General features: G+C 37.1%; 15 protein-coding genes, 1 tRNA gene and 6 pseudogenes. 7 read left to right on the top strand and 15 right to left on the bottom strand.

Annotated elements, in window-relative coordinates; all coding sequences use genetic code 11:
• Positions 1-105 precede the first annotated feature (105 nt).
• Positions 106-1,038 (top strand): outer membrane protein, encoded by a 933-nt coding sequence (locus tag ACFIJS_RS03695; protein WP_375650070.1) that lies wholly within the window; start codon positions 106-108, stop codon positions 1,036-1,038.
• A 332-nt stretch (positions 1,039-1,370) separates the two neighbouring features.
• Here ACFIJS_RS03695 and ACFIJS_RS03690 read toward each other — a convergent pair.
• Positions 1,371-1,775: pseudogene (locus tag ACFIJS_RS03690) on the bottom strand (hypothetical protein); the annotation flags it as partial.
• 113 nt (positions 1,776-1,888) lie between these two features.
• Between ACFIJS_RS03690 and ACFIJS_RS03685 the strand changes: the two are divergent.
• Positions 1,889-2,086, top strand: a pseudogene (locus ACFIJS_RS03685) (hypothetical protein); the annotation flags it as partial.
• A gap of 16 nt (positions 2,087-2,102) precedes the next feature.
• Positions 2,103-2,407, top strand: a pseudogene (locus ACFIJS_RS03680) (BrnA antitoxin family protein).
• Positions 2,408-2,458: 51 nt separating this feature from the next.
• On the opposite strand, the pseudogene ACFIJS_RS03675 reads toward ACFIJS_RS03680, so the two are convergent.
• Positions 2,459-2,975 (bottom strand): annotated as a pseudogene (locus tag ACFIJS_RS03675) (antA/AntB antirepressor family protein).
• Between the two features lie 49 nt (positions 2,976-3,024).
• Between ACFIJS_RS03675 and ACFIJS_RS03670 the strand changes: the two are divergent.
• The 3 genes and pseudogenes from ACFIJS_RS03670 to ACFIJS_RS03660 all read left to right on the top strand — a co-directional run.
• Positions 3,025-3,356 (top strand): annotated as a pseudogene (locus tag ACFIJS_RS03670) (ERF family protein); the annotation flags it as partial.
• Between the two features lie 37 nt (positions 3,357-3,393).
• Positions 3,394-3,879, top strand: a pseudogene (locus ACFIJS_RS03665) (lambda exonuclease family protein); the annotation flags it as partial.
• A 72-nt stretch (positions 3,880-3,951) separates the two neighbouring features.
• Positions 3,952-4,155 carry a helix-turn-helix transcriptional regulator gene (locus ACFIJS_RS03660; RefSeq protein WP_375650068.1) on the top strand — a complete coding sequence of 68 codons (204 nt, stop codon included), beginning with the start codon at positions 3,952-3,954 and terminating at the stop codon, positions 4,153-4,155.
• 99 nt (positions 4,156-4,254) lie between these two features.
• On the opposite strand, the gene ACFIJS_RS03655 is transcribed toward ACFIJS_RS03660, so the two are convergent.
• The 8 genes from ACFIJS_RS03655 to rpmH all read right to left on the bottom strand — a co-directional run bounded on the left by ACFIJS_RS03655 (position 4,255) and on the right by rpmH (position 11,103).
• Positions 4,255-4,339 (bottom strand) — tRNA-Leu (locus ACFIJS_RS03655).
• A 114-nt stretch (positions 4,340-4,453) separates the two neighbouring features.
• Positions 4,454-5,074, bottom strand: a complete 621-nt coding sequence (locus tag ACFIJS_RS03650) for a 2,3-bisphosphoglycerate-dependent phosphoglycerate mutase (protein ID WP_375650065.1) — start codon at positions 5,072-5,074, stop codon at positions 4,454-4,456.
• 28 nt (positions 5,075-5,102) lie between these two features.
• Entirely contained in the window at positions 5,103-5,915 is an 813-nt protein-coding gene (gene dapB, locus ACFIJS_RS03645; RefSeq protein WP_375650063.1) for a 4-hydroxy-tetrahydrodipicolinate reductase, read from the bottom strand.
• Between the two features lie 1,246 nt (positions 5,916-7,161).
• Entirely contained in the window at positions 7,162-7,854 is a 693-nt protein-coding gene (locus ACFIJS_RS03640) for a glutathione S-transferase family protein (RefSeq protein WP_375612254.1), read from the bottom strand.
• A 138-nt stretch (positions 7,855-7,992) separates the two neighbouring features.
• Entirely contained in the window at positions 7,993-8,637 is a 645-nt protein-coding gene (gene yihA / locus ACFIJS_RS03635; protein ID WP_375650059.1) for a ribosome biogenesis GTP-binding protein YihA/YsxC, read from the bottom strand.
• Complete coding sequence (yidC, locus tag ACFIJS_RS03630) at positions 8,634-10,472, bottom strand: membrane protein insertase YidC (RefSeq protein WP_375650056.1); 1,839 nt, start codon at positions 10,470-10,472, stop codon at positions 8,634-8,636. The genes yihA and yidC overlap by 4 nt, the downstream gene beginning before the upstream one ends.
• Positions 10,462-10,851, bottom strand: a complete 390-nt coding sequence (gene rnpA, locus ACFIJS_RS03625) for a ribonuclease P protein component (protein ID WP_375650053.1) — start codon at positions 10,849-10,851, stop codon at positions 10,462-10,464. The genes yidC and rnpA overlap by 11 nt, the downstream gene beginning before the upstream one ends.
• Before the next feature lie 117 nt (positions 10,852-10,968).
• Positions 10,969-11,103: a 50S ribosomal protein L34 gene (rpmH, locus tag ACFIJS_RS03620; RefSeq protein WP_375650051.1), complete on the bottom strand. Its 135-nt coding sequence runs from the start codon at positions 11,101-11,103 to the stop codon at positions 10,969-10,971.
• A 588-nt stretch (positions 11,104-11,691) separates the two neighbouring features.
• Between rpmH and ACFIJS_RS03615 the strand changes: the two genes are divergently transcribed.
• The gene (locus tag ACFIJS_RS03615) at positions 11,692-12,753 is read left to right on the top strand and encodes an Mrp/NBP35 family ATP-binding protein (RefSeq protein WP_375650049.1); all 1,062 of its coding nucleotides are present in this window, start codon (positions 11,692-11,694) and stop codon (positions 12,751-12,753) included.
• A 396-nt stretch (positions 12,754-13,149) separates the two neighbouring features.
• Here the strand turns inward: ACFIJS_RS03615 and ACFIJS_RS03610 are convergent, their stop codons facing one another.
• The 5 genes from ACFIJS_RS03610 to ACFIJS_RS03590 form a co-directional block, all read right to left on the bottom strand.
• Positions 13,150-13,941: a pyrroline-5-carboxylate reductase gene (locus tag ACFIJS_RS03610; protein WP_375650046.1), complete on the bottom strand. Its 792-nt coding sequence runs from the start codon at positions 13,939-13,941 to the stop codon at positions 13,150-13,152.
• Positions 13,942-13,996: 55 nt separating this feature from the next.
• Positions 13,997-14,242 carry a hypothetical protein gene (locus tag ACFIJS_RS03605; protein WP_375650044.1) on the bottom strand — a complete coding sequence of 82 codons (246 nt, stop codon included), beginning with the start codon at positions 14,240-14,242 and terminating at the stop codon, positions 13,997-13,999.
• Between the two features lie 103 nt (positions 14,243-14,345).
• On the bottom strand, positions 14,346-14,714 hold the full coding sequence (locus tag ACFIJS_RS03600; RefSeq protein ID WP_375650180.1) for a YraN family protein: 369 nt from the start codon (positions 14,712-14,714) through the stop codon (positions 14,346-14,348).
• A gap of 4 nt (positions 14,715-14,718) precedes the next feature.
• Complete coding sequence (gene rsmI / locus ACFIJS_RS03595; protein ID WP_375650042.1) at positions 14,719-15,606, bottom strand: 16S rRNA (cytidine(1402)-2'-O)-methyltransferase; 888 nt, start codon at positions 15,604-15,606, stop codon at positions 14,719-14,721.
• A gap of 2,046 nt (positions 15,607-17,652) precedes the next feature.
• Complete coding sequence (locus tag ACFIJS_RS03590; RefSeq protein ID WP_375650039.1) at positions 17,653-19,317, bottom strand: 4Fe-4S dicluster domain-containing protein; 1,665 nt, start codon at positions 19,315-19,317, stop codon at positions 17,653-17,655.
• Positions 19,318-19,320 lie beyond the last annotated feature (3 nt).

Here is a 19,320-nt window from a genome sequence, read left to right as displayed (position 1 = left end):
CTATAAAGGAGTATATGCGATTTTGCGGCATAAGATTTTATAAAACTTTGTTTTTCTAAATGTAATTTTTGATTATATTTAAATTTAGCAATGGGGTATAATTTTATGAATACAAAATTTATAACAGCATCTGTTTTTTCGTTAATTTCACCTTCTATAGTACAGGCTGCAGATGTGGTGGCTCATGAAGAGCCAGTACATGTTGCTTCAGAAGTTGTTGCTTCTTCACCTTTTTCTTGGGGAGGTGTTTATTTTGGGGGGCAAGTTGGTGGCTTTTCAAGTAAGATTTCTGCAATAACGCGTGATGTTAATATTCCTCTCTATCCTGATGAGGAGAGTAAAAGTAAACCATGGGTACCCGTCGAGAAACAGTATATACCTGAGCTTTCTGGATTTATAGGTGGTTTTTATGCGGGTGTCAATTTTGATCTCGGTAATAATTTTATTGTGGGGATTGATACGGATATGCTTTTAACGGAAAAAAAGGATACGAAAACAAAATTTCAGGCTGATGAATCGAGTGCTGGTGGTCCTGATATTCGTGGATCGGGCACTGAAGGATCGGGTACTGATACTGAGGAACTAGGTAAAGAAGAAAAAAGTCGAAAAAAGGCAAAACATGTCACGAAACAGAGTAGAGGCTTTTTTCGCTCTGTTGCAGAGGATAAAGAAGAGAAAGACAGTTTAACTTTTAGTCATACGTTAAAACAAAAATGGACAGGTGCTACACGGGGGCGTGTTGGGTTTTCTACGGGGCGTGTGATGCCTTATATTGCTGGTGGTGTTGCTTATGGACAGTTTCAAGATATTTTGTCGACAGTAATTACCGGAGGTAAGCCCTTTAACAGGACATTGGATGCAACAAAAACGATGATTGGTTATACTCTCGGTGGTGGTGTTGATTTTGCAATGACAGATAATCTTGTCGTGCGTGCGGAATATCGTTACTCAGATTTTGGTAAAAAGAAATTTAAAGACGAGATTGAAGTTAAGTATAAGACGAATGATTTTCGCGCAGGAATAGCTTACAAATTCTAGTTTTGTAGGATAAAGAAGCTTAAATTTAAGAGGTCCTATCTCTTTGATAGGGCCTTTATTTTTTTAATGTTATGCATTGTAAGTGCTATTTTATGGTGAAGAAAGGGGCTTTGACTTTAAGTGATGATGAGGAGATAGGAAAGAATTATTCAAATTCTTAATTGTTAAGAATGAAAATTCTTTGGTTCACAAGGTATAGTTGAAATATTTATTTGCAAAGGAGGAGTGATTCGTTTTTTGTATTATTACGATTATCACATGATAATATCGTTATAGCGTTAAAAAAGTAAACTTAAAGATAGTTTTTCTATCTAAAAAATTAGAAAATAAAGAAAATTCAACATGGCATCACGGTGCGCTCTGCCAAATTCACGGGTTGCTCTCTTTATTTCTCACGGTCAACAGTTGTTTCATGTAGTCGTTCAAGGGCAAACTTTTTGTTTTTAAGCGCAACCTGCATCTGCTACAGTTTTACCTTGTATTCATTGGCTCCATCTATGGAGACTTGTTTTATCTTTGTCTGCAGTTGTCTATCAGTCGCTAAAAGTGAAGCAGGGCACTTTGTTGGATTCTCATTCCAGATGGCCGTTGCAACAGCTTCATTGATAGAACAATCTTCAAAAAGAGCCTCATCAAATTTGCCTATTTTTAATCGTGAAACAACTGTATTTAGGAGAGACGCGCATCTTTTTCGCAAACGCATGAACCGATATGTCCTGCCGTTCTTGTTTATTCATAGTTTCTCTATTTTGAATGGTTTGTGCGAATTATTGTACACTTTAATTTTATTGACGGTGTTATATTTTTCGTGTACATAAAATATATAAAGATAGTGTAGGATGAAACAAAAAGAGCTTTAAACATTGATAAACATAAGCCTGATTTTGCTGATGTTATTTACTTTTACTGGGAACATACTCTTATTGATGCAACACATTCAAACCGCATGAAGGCTATTGGACATTTTGCTGATGGCATAATAGTTTTTGTTTTTGCAAAGCTTGGCAATGAAGCGCTATCCATTATCAGTTTTCATCAAGCGAATTAAGAAAGAGAGGTTTTCAATGACTATCAAAAAAAACTTTGAAACAGGATGTGGCTACACAAAAGAAGATTGGAGCGCTGTGGATTCCTCACCACTAACAGATGAAGAACTTGCACACCTAAAGCCAGCTAAAGAAGTTTTATCTGCTTCTTTTTTTAATATGTAGCATAAGAACGCTGCAAACGTGGGCGTTCACCAGTTAAATCTCCCAAACAGGCGGTTACTCTACGTCTTGACCCAAACGTTATTGCCTCTTTTAAGAAACAGGGAAAAGATTGGCGCATGCGTATAGGGGAAGTCTTAAAAAAAGCAAGCGGTTGCTAAACAAAATCACTTCCCATTTTTGAGAAAGGGGAGGGGATTTCTGTTTTTTACTTATACAGCTTTCATGACAGATCTTTCTAAGACCTGTTTTGCTTCTTTAATGAGAGCTTTATAATGTTCAAGTTCTTTTTAGAGTCCATTTGCATCTAACAAACACCTCATCATCAACCCTAAGATTTCTCCAACACCGGCAGTTTTTTTTAACACTCATAAGAAAATAATTCATAATCAACAGATTGGCTTTTCAACTTTTTCTCGCATTCAATAAAATAGCGATGTGCTTGACGTCCTTTCTCATTGCGTTCAACCATTGAGAGCTCTTTTGCCATATTCTAATGTAAGGTAATAATTGATTGCTGTAATAGCCCTAGATTTTGCGCTTCCCACGCAAATTTTGTGTTTTTATGAAATCTTTTCCTTCTTAAAATTCATACTGATTAATACGATCTGTAATCCAAGTAGCAAAACGTTTTCCTATTTTCAAAAATGTATGCAACTCGCGTGTGTTTACTGTTTGAACAGCTTCCTGATCAATAACCTGTTCTTTAATTTCTATAAGATTGTTTATAAAGAACTCTTTGTGGTTAGATGTTTTTGATTGACACTAAATAAAAAGAACATTTCCTTTTGACGCTACAGGTAGCAAAAATAACATACAAGCGGTTGGTTCTACTCTCACCTACGCACGTAGGATATCTCTTAGGCATGCTTCTTAATGTCGCAAGAAAAGAAGACGATACAGATGGCAACACGCTTCTTTCAGGTATCTCTCCTGAAAAGATGAATGAAACCAGAGAATTAATAGAGCAGACACAATCTGAAGAAAAAGTAAGCTAACCTCTTTCATAGGAGTAAAAAATTTAACACACATGTCTTATAAATAAGCCCAAACCACTTTGTTTTCTTTGAAAAAAAGCAACGCTCGCAAATGAATAAAGCACAACAATAGCAACAAACGGCGGTGTGAGATGGAACAAAGGACAGCAGAACGCTTAACAGAGGAAATAAGCCAATCTTATACAACACTTGCTATGCAATGGGGCATTGAACATGAAGAGAATGCCTTGAGAGAATATGAATTCATTTATGACGCAGAAGTCACAAGATGCGGGTTTATCCCACACCCAAAAATGAAAATGGCTGGTGCAAGTCCTGATGGGTTCATTGGAGAGGACGGTTTAATCGAAGTCAAATGTCCACAATCAACCACGCATTTGCGCTTCTTTATGGATGGCAAAATCAAGCCTGAATATCACGCACAGATGCAATTCCAAATGGCATGCACAGGACGCAAATGGTGTCATTTCATGAGCTATAATCCAAACTTTGTAGGCAAATCTACTGGTTTGAGAATGAAAATCAAACGCATCCACCGTGATGAGAAACACATTGAAGAGATCAATAAAGCAGTCGAAATCTTTTTAGGGGAAATAGAAGAAGAGATGCAAAAGATTTTGACAAAAGCTGCTTAAACCTATGGGGGTGCTCTCTCCTCCCAGCACCCCCACCCATTTACATAACATAAAAAAGAGAAAGGTAATGAGATGATATTTGATGATGGCGATAGATATGTAACGACACGTGAGTGTGCACAGCTTTTTAGTGTATCCACAACAACGATTCGCAATTGGGTGATTCAGGGGTTGTTTCCGGAGCGGTATAAGCTAGGGAGAGCAGTGAGATGGAGAAAAAAAGAGATCTTAGCCTTCACTCCAAAGAAAAATAAGGAGCAAATAAGAAAAAATTAGGTAAAATTGTATAAACTGTAGAAGGTGGTCCAAAAGGTGGTCTGAAAATTGTTATTTAAAGAAAAAATCTATATATTTCAATATGTTAAAGACATAAAATGGTGCCCAAAAGAGGACTCGAACCTCCACGCCTTGCGGCACAGGTACCTGAAACCTGCGCGTCTACCAATTCCGCCATCTGGGCTCATAAAATTCATCTAAACGTATGAAGAAATTCTGTCAATAAAATTATAGAATTTATTTTTTCAGCTTAAAACGATTGAATTGAATTTTTGGAGGACATCATGATTTTAGAAGTTTAAGATGTGAGGACTGCCTTTGATAAAATTGTTGAATCCGGATTAAATGTGTAAATAATAGGAATGCCGGTTGCTAATTCTTGAGATATAATTTCCTCACTAGAGAGACCTTCAAGCGCCATAATAAGAGCACGAAGAGAGTTTCCATGCGCTGCGATCAAAACAGTTTGGGAGCGCAAAATATGAGGTTGGATATGGTAAAGATAATAAGGCCAGATGCGCGCACCGGTGTCGCGTAGGCTTTCTCCATTCGGGGGCGCAATCGTATAGGAGCGGCGCCACATTTGCACTTGCTCTTGCCCCCATTGTTGGCGTACTTCATCTTTATTTAAACCAGAAAGATCACCATAATTACGTTCATTTAATGCGGGATTTTTTATCACTTCTAAATCTGATTGTCCCATTTGCTCTAAAATGTGCTGAGCCGTTTTTTGAGCACGCTGTAAGGCAGATGTATAAGCGATATCAAACTTCACACCATATTCTTTCAGTTTTTTTCCTGCTGCTATCGCTTCTGCATGGCCTTTTTCTGTTAAATCGGGATCTTTCCAACCGGTAAAAAGGTTTTTGAGATTCCATTCACTTTGTCCATGACGAATTAGTATAAGTATGCGCCCCATTATGAATTGCTTTTATTCTATTGATTGTTTAAAATTCATCATTCAATCCCAAAACATCGAGCATTGAATAAAGACCATTTTCATGATTTTTTGCCCACAAAGCTGCTTTTAATGCGCCATTGGCAAAGATAGAGCGTTCTTGCGCTGTATGTGAAAGAACAATGCGCTCATGGGAACCGGCAAAAATGACGCTGTGTTCTCCGACAACTGTTCCACCACGTGAACAAGAAAAGCCAATGGAGCCTTTTTCGCGTTTACCTATATAACCATTGCGTTCGTTGACACGCACATTTTTAAGCATAACATTGCGCCCTTCAGCTGCTGCTTGGCCAAGAAGAAGGGCTGTTCCAGAAGGGGCATCAACTTTGTTAGCGTGATGCATTTCATAAACTTCAATATCAAAATCATCGGCTTCTAATGATTTAGCGGTTTTCTTTACAAGGTTGGCTAAAAGATTTATTCCAAGGCTCATATTTTCGGATTTGACAATTGTTGTATATTTCGCAAAATCTGCAATTTTTTCTTCTTCTGTTTTGCTAAATCCTGTAGTGCCAATAATATGGACAAGACCTTTTTGAGCAGCGTAGTTAGCATAAAGAATACTGGCTTCTGGTTGTGAAAAATCTAAAATACCTTCTGTGTTAGAAAAGGCACTTTCGGGATCGTCAGTGATGCCAATCCCAAGAAAATCTGAACCAATTAAGGCACTGGCATCTTTTCCTACAAACGGTAAGCCTTCGCGTACAAGAACAGCACAAAGCTCTACATCTCTCCTCTGCTGGATTGCTGTAATGAGTTCACGTCCCATTCTCCCATTTGCAGCAACAACTGTAAGGCGCATTCTTATCTCCTTATGATACTTCACTGTGCAGTATAAACAAATTTTTTCCTTCTTTCCAATGGTTCTTTTTCTTTATAGGAAAAAATTTTTCCTGCTTTAATTTATCCTGTTATCTCTAAAACACTGTTGTTTAGAGCAAGTGATTAAGATCTATACAAATTTAAACAGAGATGTTTTTCGTTAGAGTGTGTGATGAATATTCCTAAGTAAGGTTTGCTTATGAAACCTAATAGAGATTGTGTATTATTTTACGCTTTTGTTTCTTTCGTTCTTTAAGGAGGGGAGCGTTCTTCATGCAAAACAAGATCTGCCAAACAAAATACACCTATCTTGTCAATTCATGCGCTTGTCTTAAAGAAATATTTCTCAATACTTCTAAACTTATTTTATGATAGTGCTCGTGAGTGGTATCACGAGAGAATATCCATGAATAATATAACATCTATTCTGCGCCACTATCTTTATGCTTCATAAAAGAGAAAATCAGCACTATCATACGTTTTGTTAGCTTTTAATGTTTTAACAATCCTTAGCACTTAGGTATTTTCATTCTTTTCTTTAATATTTTTTCACGCCCCAATTCCATTTGTAACGCATAAGAAAGCGATTTTGATTGTTTTAAATATGATGAAGGTAATAAAAAAAGGTATTTGAAATTGATGATTTAAGTTAAAAAAAACGATTATTTATCATTGTATATCAATATGTTATTCATCAATAAAATTACGTAAAAGGGGGTAGAAACAAGGGACTAACAAGAAGTTGAATTTTTTACACTCGAGAATTGGTTGGATTCTTCATCTTTTAAGAAAGTCAGTTGAAAAACTGTTATGTTGTAAAAACGCATAATGAGGCTTTGTTTATTATAGAGAAAATAGTATATATGTTATGCAATGCGTTTTTTCATATATTGGAAAGAATGGAGGATAACATGCGTTAAGTATTATTATTTTATTTTCTTAGCTTTCAATGATACTACAGTTCTTGTATTTAAAGAGAGTCTTTAAAATCCTTTCTTAAATACTTTCTATCCTTGTGCCAATCTTTTTTGTAACATGACGAGAAAGTGATTTTTTTAATGCATTATAAGGGGTGGTGAAATAAGAAAATATTATGGTGGGGTCTTATTCTCTGTTTAATATGATTATAAGTCAATGTATTATTATATTGTTTATACGCAAAATTCATAAATCTATAAATATCCTTTAGATAAAATATCGCTTTTACTTTTGTTTGTGAGAGAAGGCTAGAAATCAAGATCTGCATAGTGAGCACTTGCAACAATTCCGCGGACGCGATCTGTTAAAAGAGAACGAAAAGAAGGGCGTGATTTAATTCTCATATACCAGTCTTTGGCAGCAGGAGATTGTTCCCAGTCAATTTCCCCTAGAAAGTCAAGTACAGAAATAGAGGCTGCTGCTGCTAAGTCTGCATAGGACAAGGCAGAACCGACTAAGCTATCGCGAGAGGCACAGAGCCAATTGAGATAGTTCATATGTGGTAAAATATTGGCACGTGCATTGCGTAAAATTTGTGAATTAGGAGCACCACCGCCAATGGCAAGTGGCATTTCGCGTTTGTGGATTCGTTCTCGTACGATATGGCGCGTTGCTTCATTTTCGAATTTATTTAAGAACCAGTCATTGAGACGGCGTACTTCTGCACGATCTAAAGGATTTTCTGGAAAGAGTTTATTTTCTTGTCGTAAACTTCCATGTGTTTCGTCTAAATATTCGCAGATAACAAGAGGACCTGATAATGGAACCTCGTGTTCATCGAGAAAAACAGGAACATGACCAGCGGGATTGAGGGCTAGAAATTCGTGTCTTCTTGCCCATTCATATTCTTCAATCAGTTGAGTGGTCACACCATATTCCCCAAGAATGAGGCGTATGAAGCGCGAGGCAGAGGATAGAGGAGAGTGAAAAAGTGTCAGCATAATTTACACTATCAGATAGAGTTGATGAGAATTCTTTCAAGTAATCATTTTTATAAAGATGCTTGACTAGAAGTACAAGATCATTAGCAGCTGCTAGCAATTATAATTAATAAATTATTAATAATAGGAATTGTTCTTTTATGTAATGGTTTGCAAAATGGCAGCACGTAATTCTTCTAAACCGAGAGCTTTTTCTGAAGAGGTTACAAGAAGCTCAGGATAAGCTGCCGGACGTCTGAGAAGCTTTGTTTGTGTACTCATAATTAATTTTTCTAAGGCATTTGATTTGATTTTATCACTCTTTGTCAAAACAATTTGATAAGAAACGGCTGCTTTATCAAGGAGAGCAAGAACATCTTCATCATTATTTTTGATTCCGTGCCGTGAATCAATTAAGATATATACACGTTTTAACGTTGTGCGCCCCCGTAAATAGCTAAAAATCAAATTTGTCCACGCATCAACCAGATTTTTAGGAGCAGCAGCGAAACCATAACCAGGCATATCTACTAATGCTAGAGGGGGAAGCTCTCCTAGTTGCTTACTACAGCCATCAGGGACAAAATAATTAAGCTCTTGAGTCCGTCCTGGTGTATTTGAGGTACGTGCTAAGCTTTTTTGTTGGACAAGTGCGTTAATTAAAGATGATTTTCCAACATTGGAACGTCCTGCAAATGCAATTTCTGGTGGTCCTTCAGGGGGAAGAAAGCGTATCGCTGGTACACCACGAATAAAAATCCAATTGTGAGAAAAAATTCCGGAAAGGGAAGAATCTCTTTTCATTCATGCACTTCTTTTTTAGGTGATCTTCTCCACATGGCTTTCAGATTATCAAAAAGCTCAATTTTAACTCCTTGGCGCTTCATCATGATACCTTGCTGAATGATTGACAATATATTGTTCCATGCCCAATAAATGACGAGACCAACAGGGAAAGAGGCGAGCATAAAAGTAAAGACAACAGGCATCCATGTGAATATCATCGCTTGGGTTTGGTCTTGAGGAGCGGGATTCATACGCATTTGTAAAAACATCGTTATTCCCATAATCAAAGGCCATGCACCAATCATAAGAAATGTTGGCGTTGTATATGGCAAGAGACCAAACAAGTTAAAAAGAGAAGTTGGATCGGGTGCCGCTAAATCTTTAATCCAGCCAAAGAAAGGGGCATGGCGCATTTCAATGGTGATATAGAGAACTTTATAAAGAGCAAAGAATATTGGGAATTGAATCAGCATTGGCCAACAACCTGCAAGGGGATTAATTTTTTCGGTTTTATATAGTTCTATTATTGCTTGTTGTTGTTTAGTTCGGTCATCAGGATGTTTTTCTTTTATTTCTAGCAACTGCGGTTGTAAAAGCTTCATGCGTGCCATAGATTTATAAGATTTATTGGCTAGAGGGAAAAGAAGAGTTTTTAAGAGCACTGTGACAAGAAGGATGGCGATACCAAAATTTCCTGTTTGTTTATAAAGAATATCAATGAGAGAAAACATTGGTTTGGTGATGAAATCAAACCAGCCCCAATCAATTAAAAGAGCAAACTTTTTGATTTTTAGGTCATTTTGATAGTTATTAATAATTTCAACTTGTTTTGCACCAGCAAAAAGACGATTTGTAATAGTTTTTGTTTCATTTGGAGCAATCGTTAAAAGTGATCCTAGCAAGTCAGACTGATAATGCGTTTGCAAACGATCAAAATAAATAAAACGGCTTGTATATTCTTTATTTTGCGGGGGAATAACTGCTACAGCCCAATATTTATCGGTAATACCAATCCAACCTCCTGTTACTTTGGAAAAAGTCATGCTCTTTTGCCCATTAGCAGGATTTGGATCAAGCTCTGCTAAGGTTTTATATTTTTCAGTTTTGAGCGAATCTCCTGCAATACCTATCATACCTTCGTGAAGTAAATAAGTTGCATTTGTATGTTCTGGTGGTGCTGCACGTGCAACGCGGGCATAGGATGAGAGATATATTGGTTGATCACTTTCATTGCTGATAGAATCCTCAATGGTAAACATGAAATGATCATCAACAGAAAGGATACGCCGGAAGATTTGTCCCTGTCCATTATTATAAATTAAAGTGATGGGTGTTGAAGGGGTCAGGATTGTATTGTTTCCCTCTATTTGCCATTGTGTATCCGATTGTGGCAAGGCTTTTGCTGGCAAAGATGCACTTGCAAAACCAAATTCAGCAAGGTAGGTCGTTTTGAAACCTTTAGGATTCAGCAAATCGATTTCCGGTGATTTTTTATCGACTGTTAAACGATATTTTTTGAGGTGAAGATCATCGAATTGTGCACCAACAAGATTAATAGAGCCTTCCAGTTCATTGGTTTTGATCGCAATACGCTCTGTTTTGGCCAATACAGCTTTCCGGATTTCAGGTGTCATTGGCTGTTCGATGATAGATGTTGCTTGATGCGTTAAGGTATCGTCAGAAAAATTCGTTGTGGTAGTAGAAAGGGCTGATTGCTGTTTTGACAATTGCTGCGTGATGACTTGTTGTTTTTGTAACTTTGCTTGTTTGGGAGCAACATGAAGAAATTGCCATGCGATGAGCACTACGAAAGATAAGCCAATAGCGATAAAGAAATTGCGGTTATATTCCATCCGTACACCCTTGTTGTTGCTGATGTTTTATTTTTGGTTTTATTCGCCGATTTAATTCACTAATCAAGGATGTAAAAGGCGCATGTAACGCATCGCGATACGCCACAATGACATAGTCTGTTCCTGCTTCCATGTGGTTTGTTACACCAACTCTTACGGCTTCACGCAAGCGCCTTTTGATACGATTACGTTTCACAGCATTACCGTTTTTACGGGTAACAGTGAAGCCTACACGTGCAACAAGAGAATCTTTTCTTTCTGTTATTTGTTCACGAGATTTAACTTCGAGCAAAAATAAAGGACCACGTCGTTTTTCTCCTGTACGGACAGCCAAAAAGTCTGCTCTTTTGCGAATACGGCAGGGATGTTTTTTCTTCATAAAAGAACATTTCGCAATTTCACTAAATGCCTGCAAGAAGGCATTAGAAGTTCATGACAAAAGCTTCACAACGAAGAAATGGAGAGCAATCCTCAACGGTTGTGAAAATTTAAATGGTTAAGCAGAGAGCTGCTTACGTCCACGAGCACGTCTTGCAGCAATAACTTTACGTCCTCCAGCTGTAGCCATGCGTGCACGAAACCCATGGCGGCGTTTACGGACAAGTTTAGAGGGTTGGTAAGTACGTTTCATTTATTTAAATACCGCGGAGTGCGGCCCTTCTTAATCTTCGTTTTATGGCAGTTATGCGTGAGAGGAACAATTTTATCCTATCATACGGCTGTTAACCCATAAGGAAAAATATAAAAAAAGTCAATCTTAGATTGTTTTTCTCTCTCTTGAAAGAATACAAAGCACCTTATAACTGTCTGTGAACTTTTTTGCGATACTGTTAAGAGTTTCAGAAATAACGATTGAGTCTACAGAAAATATATGATTAGGGCGTTAAAGAATTAAAGAAAGTGTGACTGATTACTGTATGCCCAATTTAAAATATCCTTTAATATTAAGAGTTTTTTTCAGTTTTTGTTTTTACAAAATTTTTATCAGAACATTCATTAAAGTGGTTGTAGCACAAACATGATTGATAGGATTTTATAACAGGTTTTATGTTTGAGCTTCTTTATTTCAAGGATGGTTTCATATTTTTAAAGAGATAAGATATAAGTAATTTATACTTTATACTTCTGAGTAAAGTAGAAAATTGTCAGCTGATGAACCTGTAAGTATTTTTCGTTCTTATGCTTGTATTTGCTGGTATTTTTATAGAGAGGAAAGAACGTGGATCCTATCACAAGTGAGACTGTCCGCAACGTATTACGTAAAATCAAAGGACCAGATCTTGAAAGCGATATTGTGTCGTTGGGGCTTCTTTCAGAAATATTGATTGCTGATGGTAAGGTTTTCTTTTCCATTACAGTTCCTGATGGAGGTGTGCAAGAATGGGAATCATTGCGTCGTTCTGCTGAAAAGGTGGTATGTGCTTTGGAGGGAGTGGAATCTGTTGTTGTCACACTTACAGCAGAAAAAAAAACAAAGGCAGCACCTAGACGGAGAGCAAATCTCTTACCTATCAAAATGCCTATAGAAGGTGTGCGGCATGTGATTGCTGTTGCTTCTGGAAAAGGAGGAGTCGGAAAATCTACGATGGCAATAAATATCGCCTTAGCTTTACAAGATTCTGGTTTCAAGACGGGGGTGATGGATGCTGATATTTATGGTCCATCTTTGCCACGTTTGACAGGGCTTGTTAATCAAAAACCACAGCTCATTGGAGAAAAAAAGATTCAACCTCTTGAAAAATTCGGACTTAAATTGATGTCGATGGGATTTTTGGTTGAGGAAAAAAAGCCGGTAGTATGGCGTGGTCCCATGGTTATGGCAGCTGTAACGCAATTGTTACGAGATGTTGTATGGGGACCTCTGGACGTTTTAGTCGTTGATATGCCGCCTGGGACAGGGGATGCACAATTAACGCTTGCTCAACAGGTACAATTAACAGGTGCGTTGGTTGTCTCTACGCCCCAAGATCTTGCTTTAGTGGATGCGCGTAAAGCAATAGAAATGTTCATAAAAGTCAATGTTCCTATTTTAGGAATCATTGAGAATATGAGTTATTTTATCGCCCCGGATACGGGAAAACGCTATGATATTTTTGGCTATGGTGGTGCACGGGCAGAAGCGGAACGTCGAGAAGTCCCTTTTTTAGCGGAAATACCGCTTGATGCATCTTTACGATTTTCTTCAGATCAGGGGATCCCTATTTTTGTTGCTAAGCCTAGTAAAGAGCATACTAAACTGTATCGTAAAATTGTTGATCAAATAAAAAATCAACTCTTTTGAATGGATGTTTGTTTAAGAGAGTTTATTAAAGCACAATCATAGAAGACATAAAAATAGTTGCTTCTTTGTAAGGGGAAGTGTTAATATGTGAGTGGAGTAGGTAAGTTAAATAAACAAAAAATTATTCATGTGTTTGGATAACTTGAAGGGGAATAAAATTGAAGAGATAGAGTCATCAGGTAGAAAAAATATTGGTATTGAGGCTAAAAGAAGAAGATAGAAAATAAAAATAATTTAAAAAAATTGTAAAAGATTATAAAAAATATTTAAAAAATCAATCATTTTCATAAAATGGTATCTTTTTCAGGTGTAAAAAAGCATTTTTCGTTATGAGTTTTTTTTGATATAAATCTTCAACATTTAGCTCTTTCTTATTGAGATGATAAAAAATGTTGGTCAAGTCTTTTTAGAAGCATTCATTTTTTGCAAAGTAGCCTCAAGAGCCGCTGTTAAAGCATTTCTTCCCCCTTGATGAGAAAAGTAATTTGACAAAAATTCATTTGTTCCACCCTTTGTTGAAAATTCTTTTTCAAGCAGTGCAAAATCGAGAAATGCAGAACGATTCGTTGCTATAATTTTATGCATTTCATCCGTAAGATTTCCAAACATCATGGTAAGGAATTCTGCTGATTGCTGTTTTTTTAATCCCTGTGTTATAAACCACTGATGGGCTGTTTCTATAAAATTAAAATATACTCCCATCAGAGAACCAGCTGTCATAAAAAGATTAAATTGCTCTTCCTTATCCAGCACCAATGTGCCTCCCAATGCATCAAATAAAGTGCGTAAAAAGGGATGATCGGGATAGATTGGTGTCAAATTTTTGCATTCTGCAACAAAAGGCAATGGAACAGCACGATAAACTTTATGATTAATCCACTCTTCTATTTCTGCTGCTTTTGCCATAGCAAGTACGGAAATAACCAGCTGTTCTGGACGAAAACGAAGAGAGCGCAAAACGCCTCCTGCAACTTGGTTGGGCAAGCAAAGAAAAACACAATCACTAACATCGAGCAACGTTTGGTTATTTTCAGCAATTATCACTTTATCATAAGTGTTTGAAAGGCGCTCTGCTGTTTGTGCATTGCGAGGTGAAACAATAATGGAAGAAACATCAAAGGTGCTTTTCATGAGTCCATTCACTATTGAAGCACCGATTGTACCCGTTCCCAAAAAGCCAAGTTTCATTTCTATTTCTCAGTTTTATATTTTAAAAGGAATCTCAATCAACGTCTTAGGTGTTTTAACTAACATAAACGCTAATTGAAGAAGCAACACATACCATAGCAAGAATAATCAAGCCCAAATAGATTTTTGGTTTGTCAAAAAGAACGGAAAAAGCAGAAAACCAACCAACAATAGCGGCGGCTAATGCAAATAAAAAACCTGGTTTATTCATAAGCACAATATGCATTGCCATTAAACCACCGATAATCAGCGCTCCAAAAACAATAAGTAAACCTGTTGCAAACTTTTCATAATCATCCATATTCCACTCCTTATAGCGCTCAAACAGTTACACACTTTTTAACGCATATGCACATAAAAACGAAATATTTTTTATTGAGCATGGTTAAAATGGGGGCTGCCTCTTATTGATCAGATGTAAAAAATGCAGGGATATGCTGTGGCCAGCGCCAAGGTAAAATTGCAATCAAATCAAAGCGTACAGACAAAAGGGCATAATCTTTTTGCCGTGCGAGCCAAATATCGGCTGCCGCTTCAATTCGCCTTTCATTCATTCGGGAAACCGCTTCCATTGCTTCAGCCAACGTTGAACGTGCTTTAACTTCAACAATTAACACAAGATTTCCGCGTCGTGCAATTAAATCAATTTCTCCACATTTTGTTTTAAAACGCGTTTCGGCAATGTGAAACCCTTTACAACGTAGCCACCAAGCTGCCAATTTTTCTGCACGAATCCCTCGATAAAAAGACTTTTGTCTGCGTTTTTTTTGTATCATCTTACGCATTTTTTAAAAAAATTAATCGCTGAAAAAGTTTCTGCTTTTTAAAACCGGTCTTTTTTGCAACCAAAGCTGCTGCTTGAGCAGCGGAGTGTGTCCGTGCGCGTTCTAATAGCATTTCATCAATTTCTTGATCACTTATCGCATTTAAAGAAGAAGATAATTCTCCAACAAGCAGAACAATTTCCCCACGAATATGTGCTTGTTTTCTGTAATTTTCCAACAAATTCCCCAAATTGGAAACATCTACTGTTTCAAACTTCTTTGTTAATTCACGACAAATGGCAGCAGGTCGATCAGCCGAAAAAAGAGTAACCATATCCTCTAAAGTTTTAACAAGACGATGCGGTGATTCATAAAAAATCAAAGTTGCTGGAATCTCTTTTAATTGTTCCAACCGTTTTCGGCGCTGTAGCTTGCGTGCACTCAAAAAACCTGCAAAAAAAAAGCTATCAGTAGGAAGCCCTGTCGGTATAAGAGCGGCTAAAAGAGCGGATGCTCCAGGAATAGGAATAATTTTATGACCAGCGTTACGGGCCTCTTCCACCAATCGAAATCCGGGATCAGAAATAAGTGGTGTTCCTGCATCTGAAACAAGCGCTACTGTTTTGTTTTCTGCTAAAGCTGCTAAGAGCTTCGGACCCGCTTTTTGTGCATTATATTCATGATAGAGAAAAGGTTTTTTTTGAATACCGTAACGTTCCAACAAAACACGCGTTACCCGCGTATCCTCACACGCTAAAATATCAATTCCTGCAAGCACTTGCAAAGCACGAAGCGTAATATCTGCAAGATTTCCGATAGGCGTTGCCACAAGATAAAGCCCTGATTCTATGACGGGTGCAGAATAAGCATGCGTACCTATAAAATATGCTTTTTCACACATGCTCTTTTCTTTTCATCAAATTCCCCTTACCACAAGTTTTTTATCCATACTCATAAGCCATTTGGGCTCTTTTTTTATCATTATAAAGGCTTACCTTACTCGAATAGTCGATTACACCACAATAAGATAATCTCATATTTAACGTCTTAATCTAACATGATTATCTATTTTGATCCGCGTTATCTTTTCCAGTAAAACAAATTCCAGATGTAACCAATATTCTATCAGCCCCATGATTTTCTATAAAGTTTTTTCTTCGAGAATCAAAAAACAATATTACTCATGACATCACCTCGCGCTTGGCTGTGCTCTTTTAAAAGCTAAGCTTTTTAGATTATTTCCATAACGCCGATCTTTCAAATATATCTATTGATATCCAAACTGTTTTTCTGAACAAATGTAAACAGCTCCTTTTTAAACACAAACAGCTAACTGTATTGTTATTGATCAAATATAAGCCCTTATCAGCAAAATACTTCATTTTGTCATATTCTCTACAGATTTAACAGTCTAATGAGCACCTTAGAAATATTTGAGGCGAATTTTTATCTTAAAGATTTGATTTATAATGGAGAGTTTATTATTTGCATATTGATTAGGAGCTTTAAATATCGTAAAATTATTCCATCTCTACTCTTCTTATAGTCAATTTATAGTCAATTAATCAAAATCATTTTCGTGCGTTTTGAAACCTTCTCAAAACAAAGATTATCGCATCATTGGGCTCGCAGAGAAAATGACGCTTTTAGCTTGTACTTTTTATTTCGTAAATATGAGAAGTGTTTATTCAAAGGAGTACGTTATACCTTTTTGGGATAGTGTCGTAAAATAATTGTTCCATATGTGTTGAGAGCTATCTCTTAAAACAAGTCCATGAATGAAAAACACAAGTCTGTTTTAATTTTGGATGCCTTATTTTTTCTGAAGGATATGCTTCCATAAAAAACGTAAGTAATAAAAGCGAGGACAATCCGTAATCTCTTCTTTTTAAAAGATATTGTGATGCTTTTGAAAGTTCTAAAACTGAATGGACAGATAATAGTAAAGAGGAAAACAGATTTATTCCTTTCCGATTTCATATTCTTGTTCTTGCTAAATGAAGTTGTATTTTCGTTTCAGAGATTACTCAAATAGAATACGCAATATTTTTGCTCTAGCTACAGCTACAAAAGCTGGAACGGCGCACAGAGCTTTCACTTACCTTAATCTTTCTTTTAAATATACCACTTGTGTTACATTTGGATGTTGATTTACAAACAACAACGAAAGCACAAGCGTTATAAGAAAAACAACCCTATAAAACGCGTCATAAAGTGGTCATGAAAGCTATTTGGCTTTTATCAAATGTTTTGCTAATAGCGATAGTCTCCATGGTTTGGCATCTGCTTATTCTTATGGTGTTTGTGCACATACATTGCTGTATATTGGTAAAGATTAGATGCAAGGCGATTATCCTTGATGCAAAAATAAAAGGTTAATGTGAGATTAAAGATTTTTTTGTGTCATTATTAGTAGAAACATTGAAATGGCTTGAACAAGCATGTTCTGTATCTCGCAATGTTTTTTCTACATTTGTCTGTGGTTTTCTTTAGTGAGCATTACTTGGTAAAGTGTAGGAGAAAAAATAAACTTGAAGCGCATCTTCGTGGGTTGTGCTTTTGGCTAGTTAAAACGATTGATGTTTTTATGAGGGGGCTAAAAGCATTTTCGATCATGTGGCAGAGAGGGTAAAGTAGAGCAAGCTTATTTTCCTTCATATTTTCGAGAACCACGACTGTTTCTTTATCGCAGAATTGTCAAGATATATTCATTATTGTTTTGTCATCTAGATAAAAAATTTTTAATGAAGATATGTTTGTTTTTCTATTGAAAAAAGTTATGTGGTAGGAAGAGTATTTTATATAAGAATAGAGTTCTTTTTACATTGTGAAAGAACGTATGCAGGAAGGTGATTGAGAGGTTTGTGATCTGAGGAAAATATTTTTATTCATTGCGTTTTGTATATTTCAATTTTGGGAGAATGAACAATGATTATATATTGGGGCATTACATATTGAGATAGAAGGGCCCCTCATTGCCTTGCGGACAGGTCCAAGTGATATTTTGGTTCGGATCTTTGATATCGCATGTTTTACAATGTATGCAATTTGAAGCGTTGATAATGTAAGTCAGATGATTATTATATTCTAGCCACTCGTAGACAGCGGCGGGGCAATAGTGTGCGGAAGGTGCTCCATAGATTGCATATTCGGAGTCTTTTTGTTTTCTTAATGAGGCTATTTTTAAATGGCAAGGTTGATTTTCTTCATGGTGCGTATTGGAAAGCGCAATACTTGAAAGGCGATCAAAAGTTACAACACCATCTGGTTTTGGGTAAGCAATGGGTTGAAATTTTTCTGCTGGTTCAAGATATGCATAATCTTCCTTTCTGTGGGGGAATGTTTTAAATAAGGAAAACCCGAACAGCTGTTGCCACCACATATCAAAACCGGCAAGTTTAATTCCATATTTTGTTCCATATTTTGCCCAGAGCGGTTTGGCATTTCGCACTTTATAAAGATCTTTGCCAATGGGACCTTTTCGCCACTGTTCTTCGATTTCTTTGACCTCATCATGGGCACGTCCTTGCGCGAGAGCGGTAGCGATTTTATCGGCAGCTAATATGCCAGATAAGATGGCATTGTGTGACCCTTTGATACGAGGAACATTGACAAAGCCAGCAGAGCAGCCAATAAGTGCTCCACCAGGAAAGGTGAGTTTTGGTACAGATTGCCAACCTCCTTCGCTGATAACACGTGCACCATAGGAAAGACGTTTTGCACCTTTGAAGATTTCATAGAGTTTTGGATGTGTTTTAAAACGTTGAAATTCGTCAAAAGGAGAAAGATAAGGATTTTTGTAATCTAAGTGCACAACAAAACCGACAGAAATGACATTGTTTTCTTGGTGATAAAGAAAGCCACCACCACCGGTATTATTCTCTAAGGGCCAACCAGTGAAATGTTGCACTAAACCACGTTGGTGTTTGTTGGAATCAATTTCCCAGAGTTCTTTGAGGCCAAGACCAAATTTTTGTGGTTCACGATTTTTGCTAAGATTGAAATGTTGTATCAGTTGTTTTGCAATTGAGCCGCGTGCTCCTTCCGCAATCAGAGTATATTTTGCCAATAAAGCCATACCAGGCATATAATTTGTTCCAGGGGTTCCATCTTTGTTAAGCCCCATATCACTGGTGAGAACACCAATGATAGCTCCGTTATCTTTTTGGATGATAGGCTCTGTTGCTGCAAAACCAGGATAGATTTCAACACCCAATGCTTCAGCTTTTTTGCTTAGCCAGCGGCAGACGTTCCCAAGCGAAACGATATAACATCCGTTATTTGATAAGATTCTGGGATGCAAAATATTGGGCAATAGTGTCGCTTTTTGAGGCTTTAGAAAAAAAAATTGGTCCTGGGTGACAGGGGTTGTGAAGGGATGGTCGTTTTCATTTCTCCATTCTGGTAAGAGTGTATCGATACCAATGGGGTCAACAACTGCGCCCGAGAGAATATGTGCACCAACTTCGGTCCCTTTTTCAACAATTGTGACAGAAAGCTCAGGATTAATTTGTTTAAAACGAATTGCGGCAGAAAGCCCTGCAGGTCCTGCTCCGACAATGACTATATCAAACTCCATACTTTCACGTTGGTTATGCAAAGGTGCTTTCATGGC

This window comes from Bartonella sp. OT172YNZD (assembly GCF_042193725.1).
Taxonomy (GTDB): domain Bacteria; phylum Pseudomonadota; class Alphaproteobacteria; order Rhizobiales; family Rhizobiaceae; genus Bartonella; species Bartonella grahamii_A.
The sequence above is the reverse complement of the archived record's forward strand: the minus strand, read 5'-3'. Positions and strand labels throughout refer to the sequence as shown.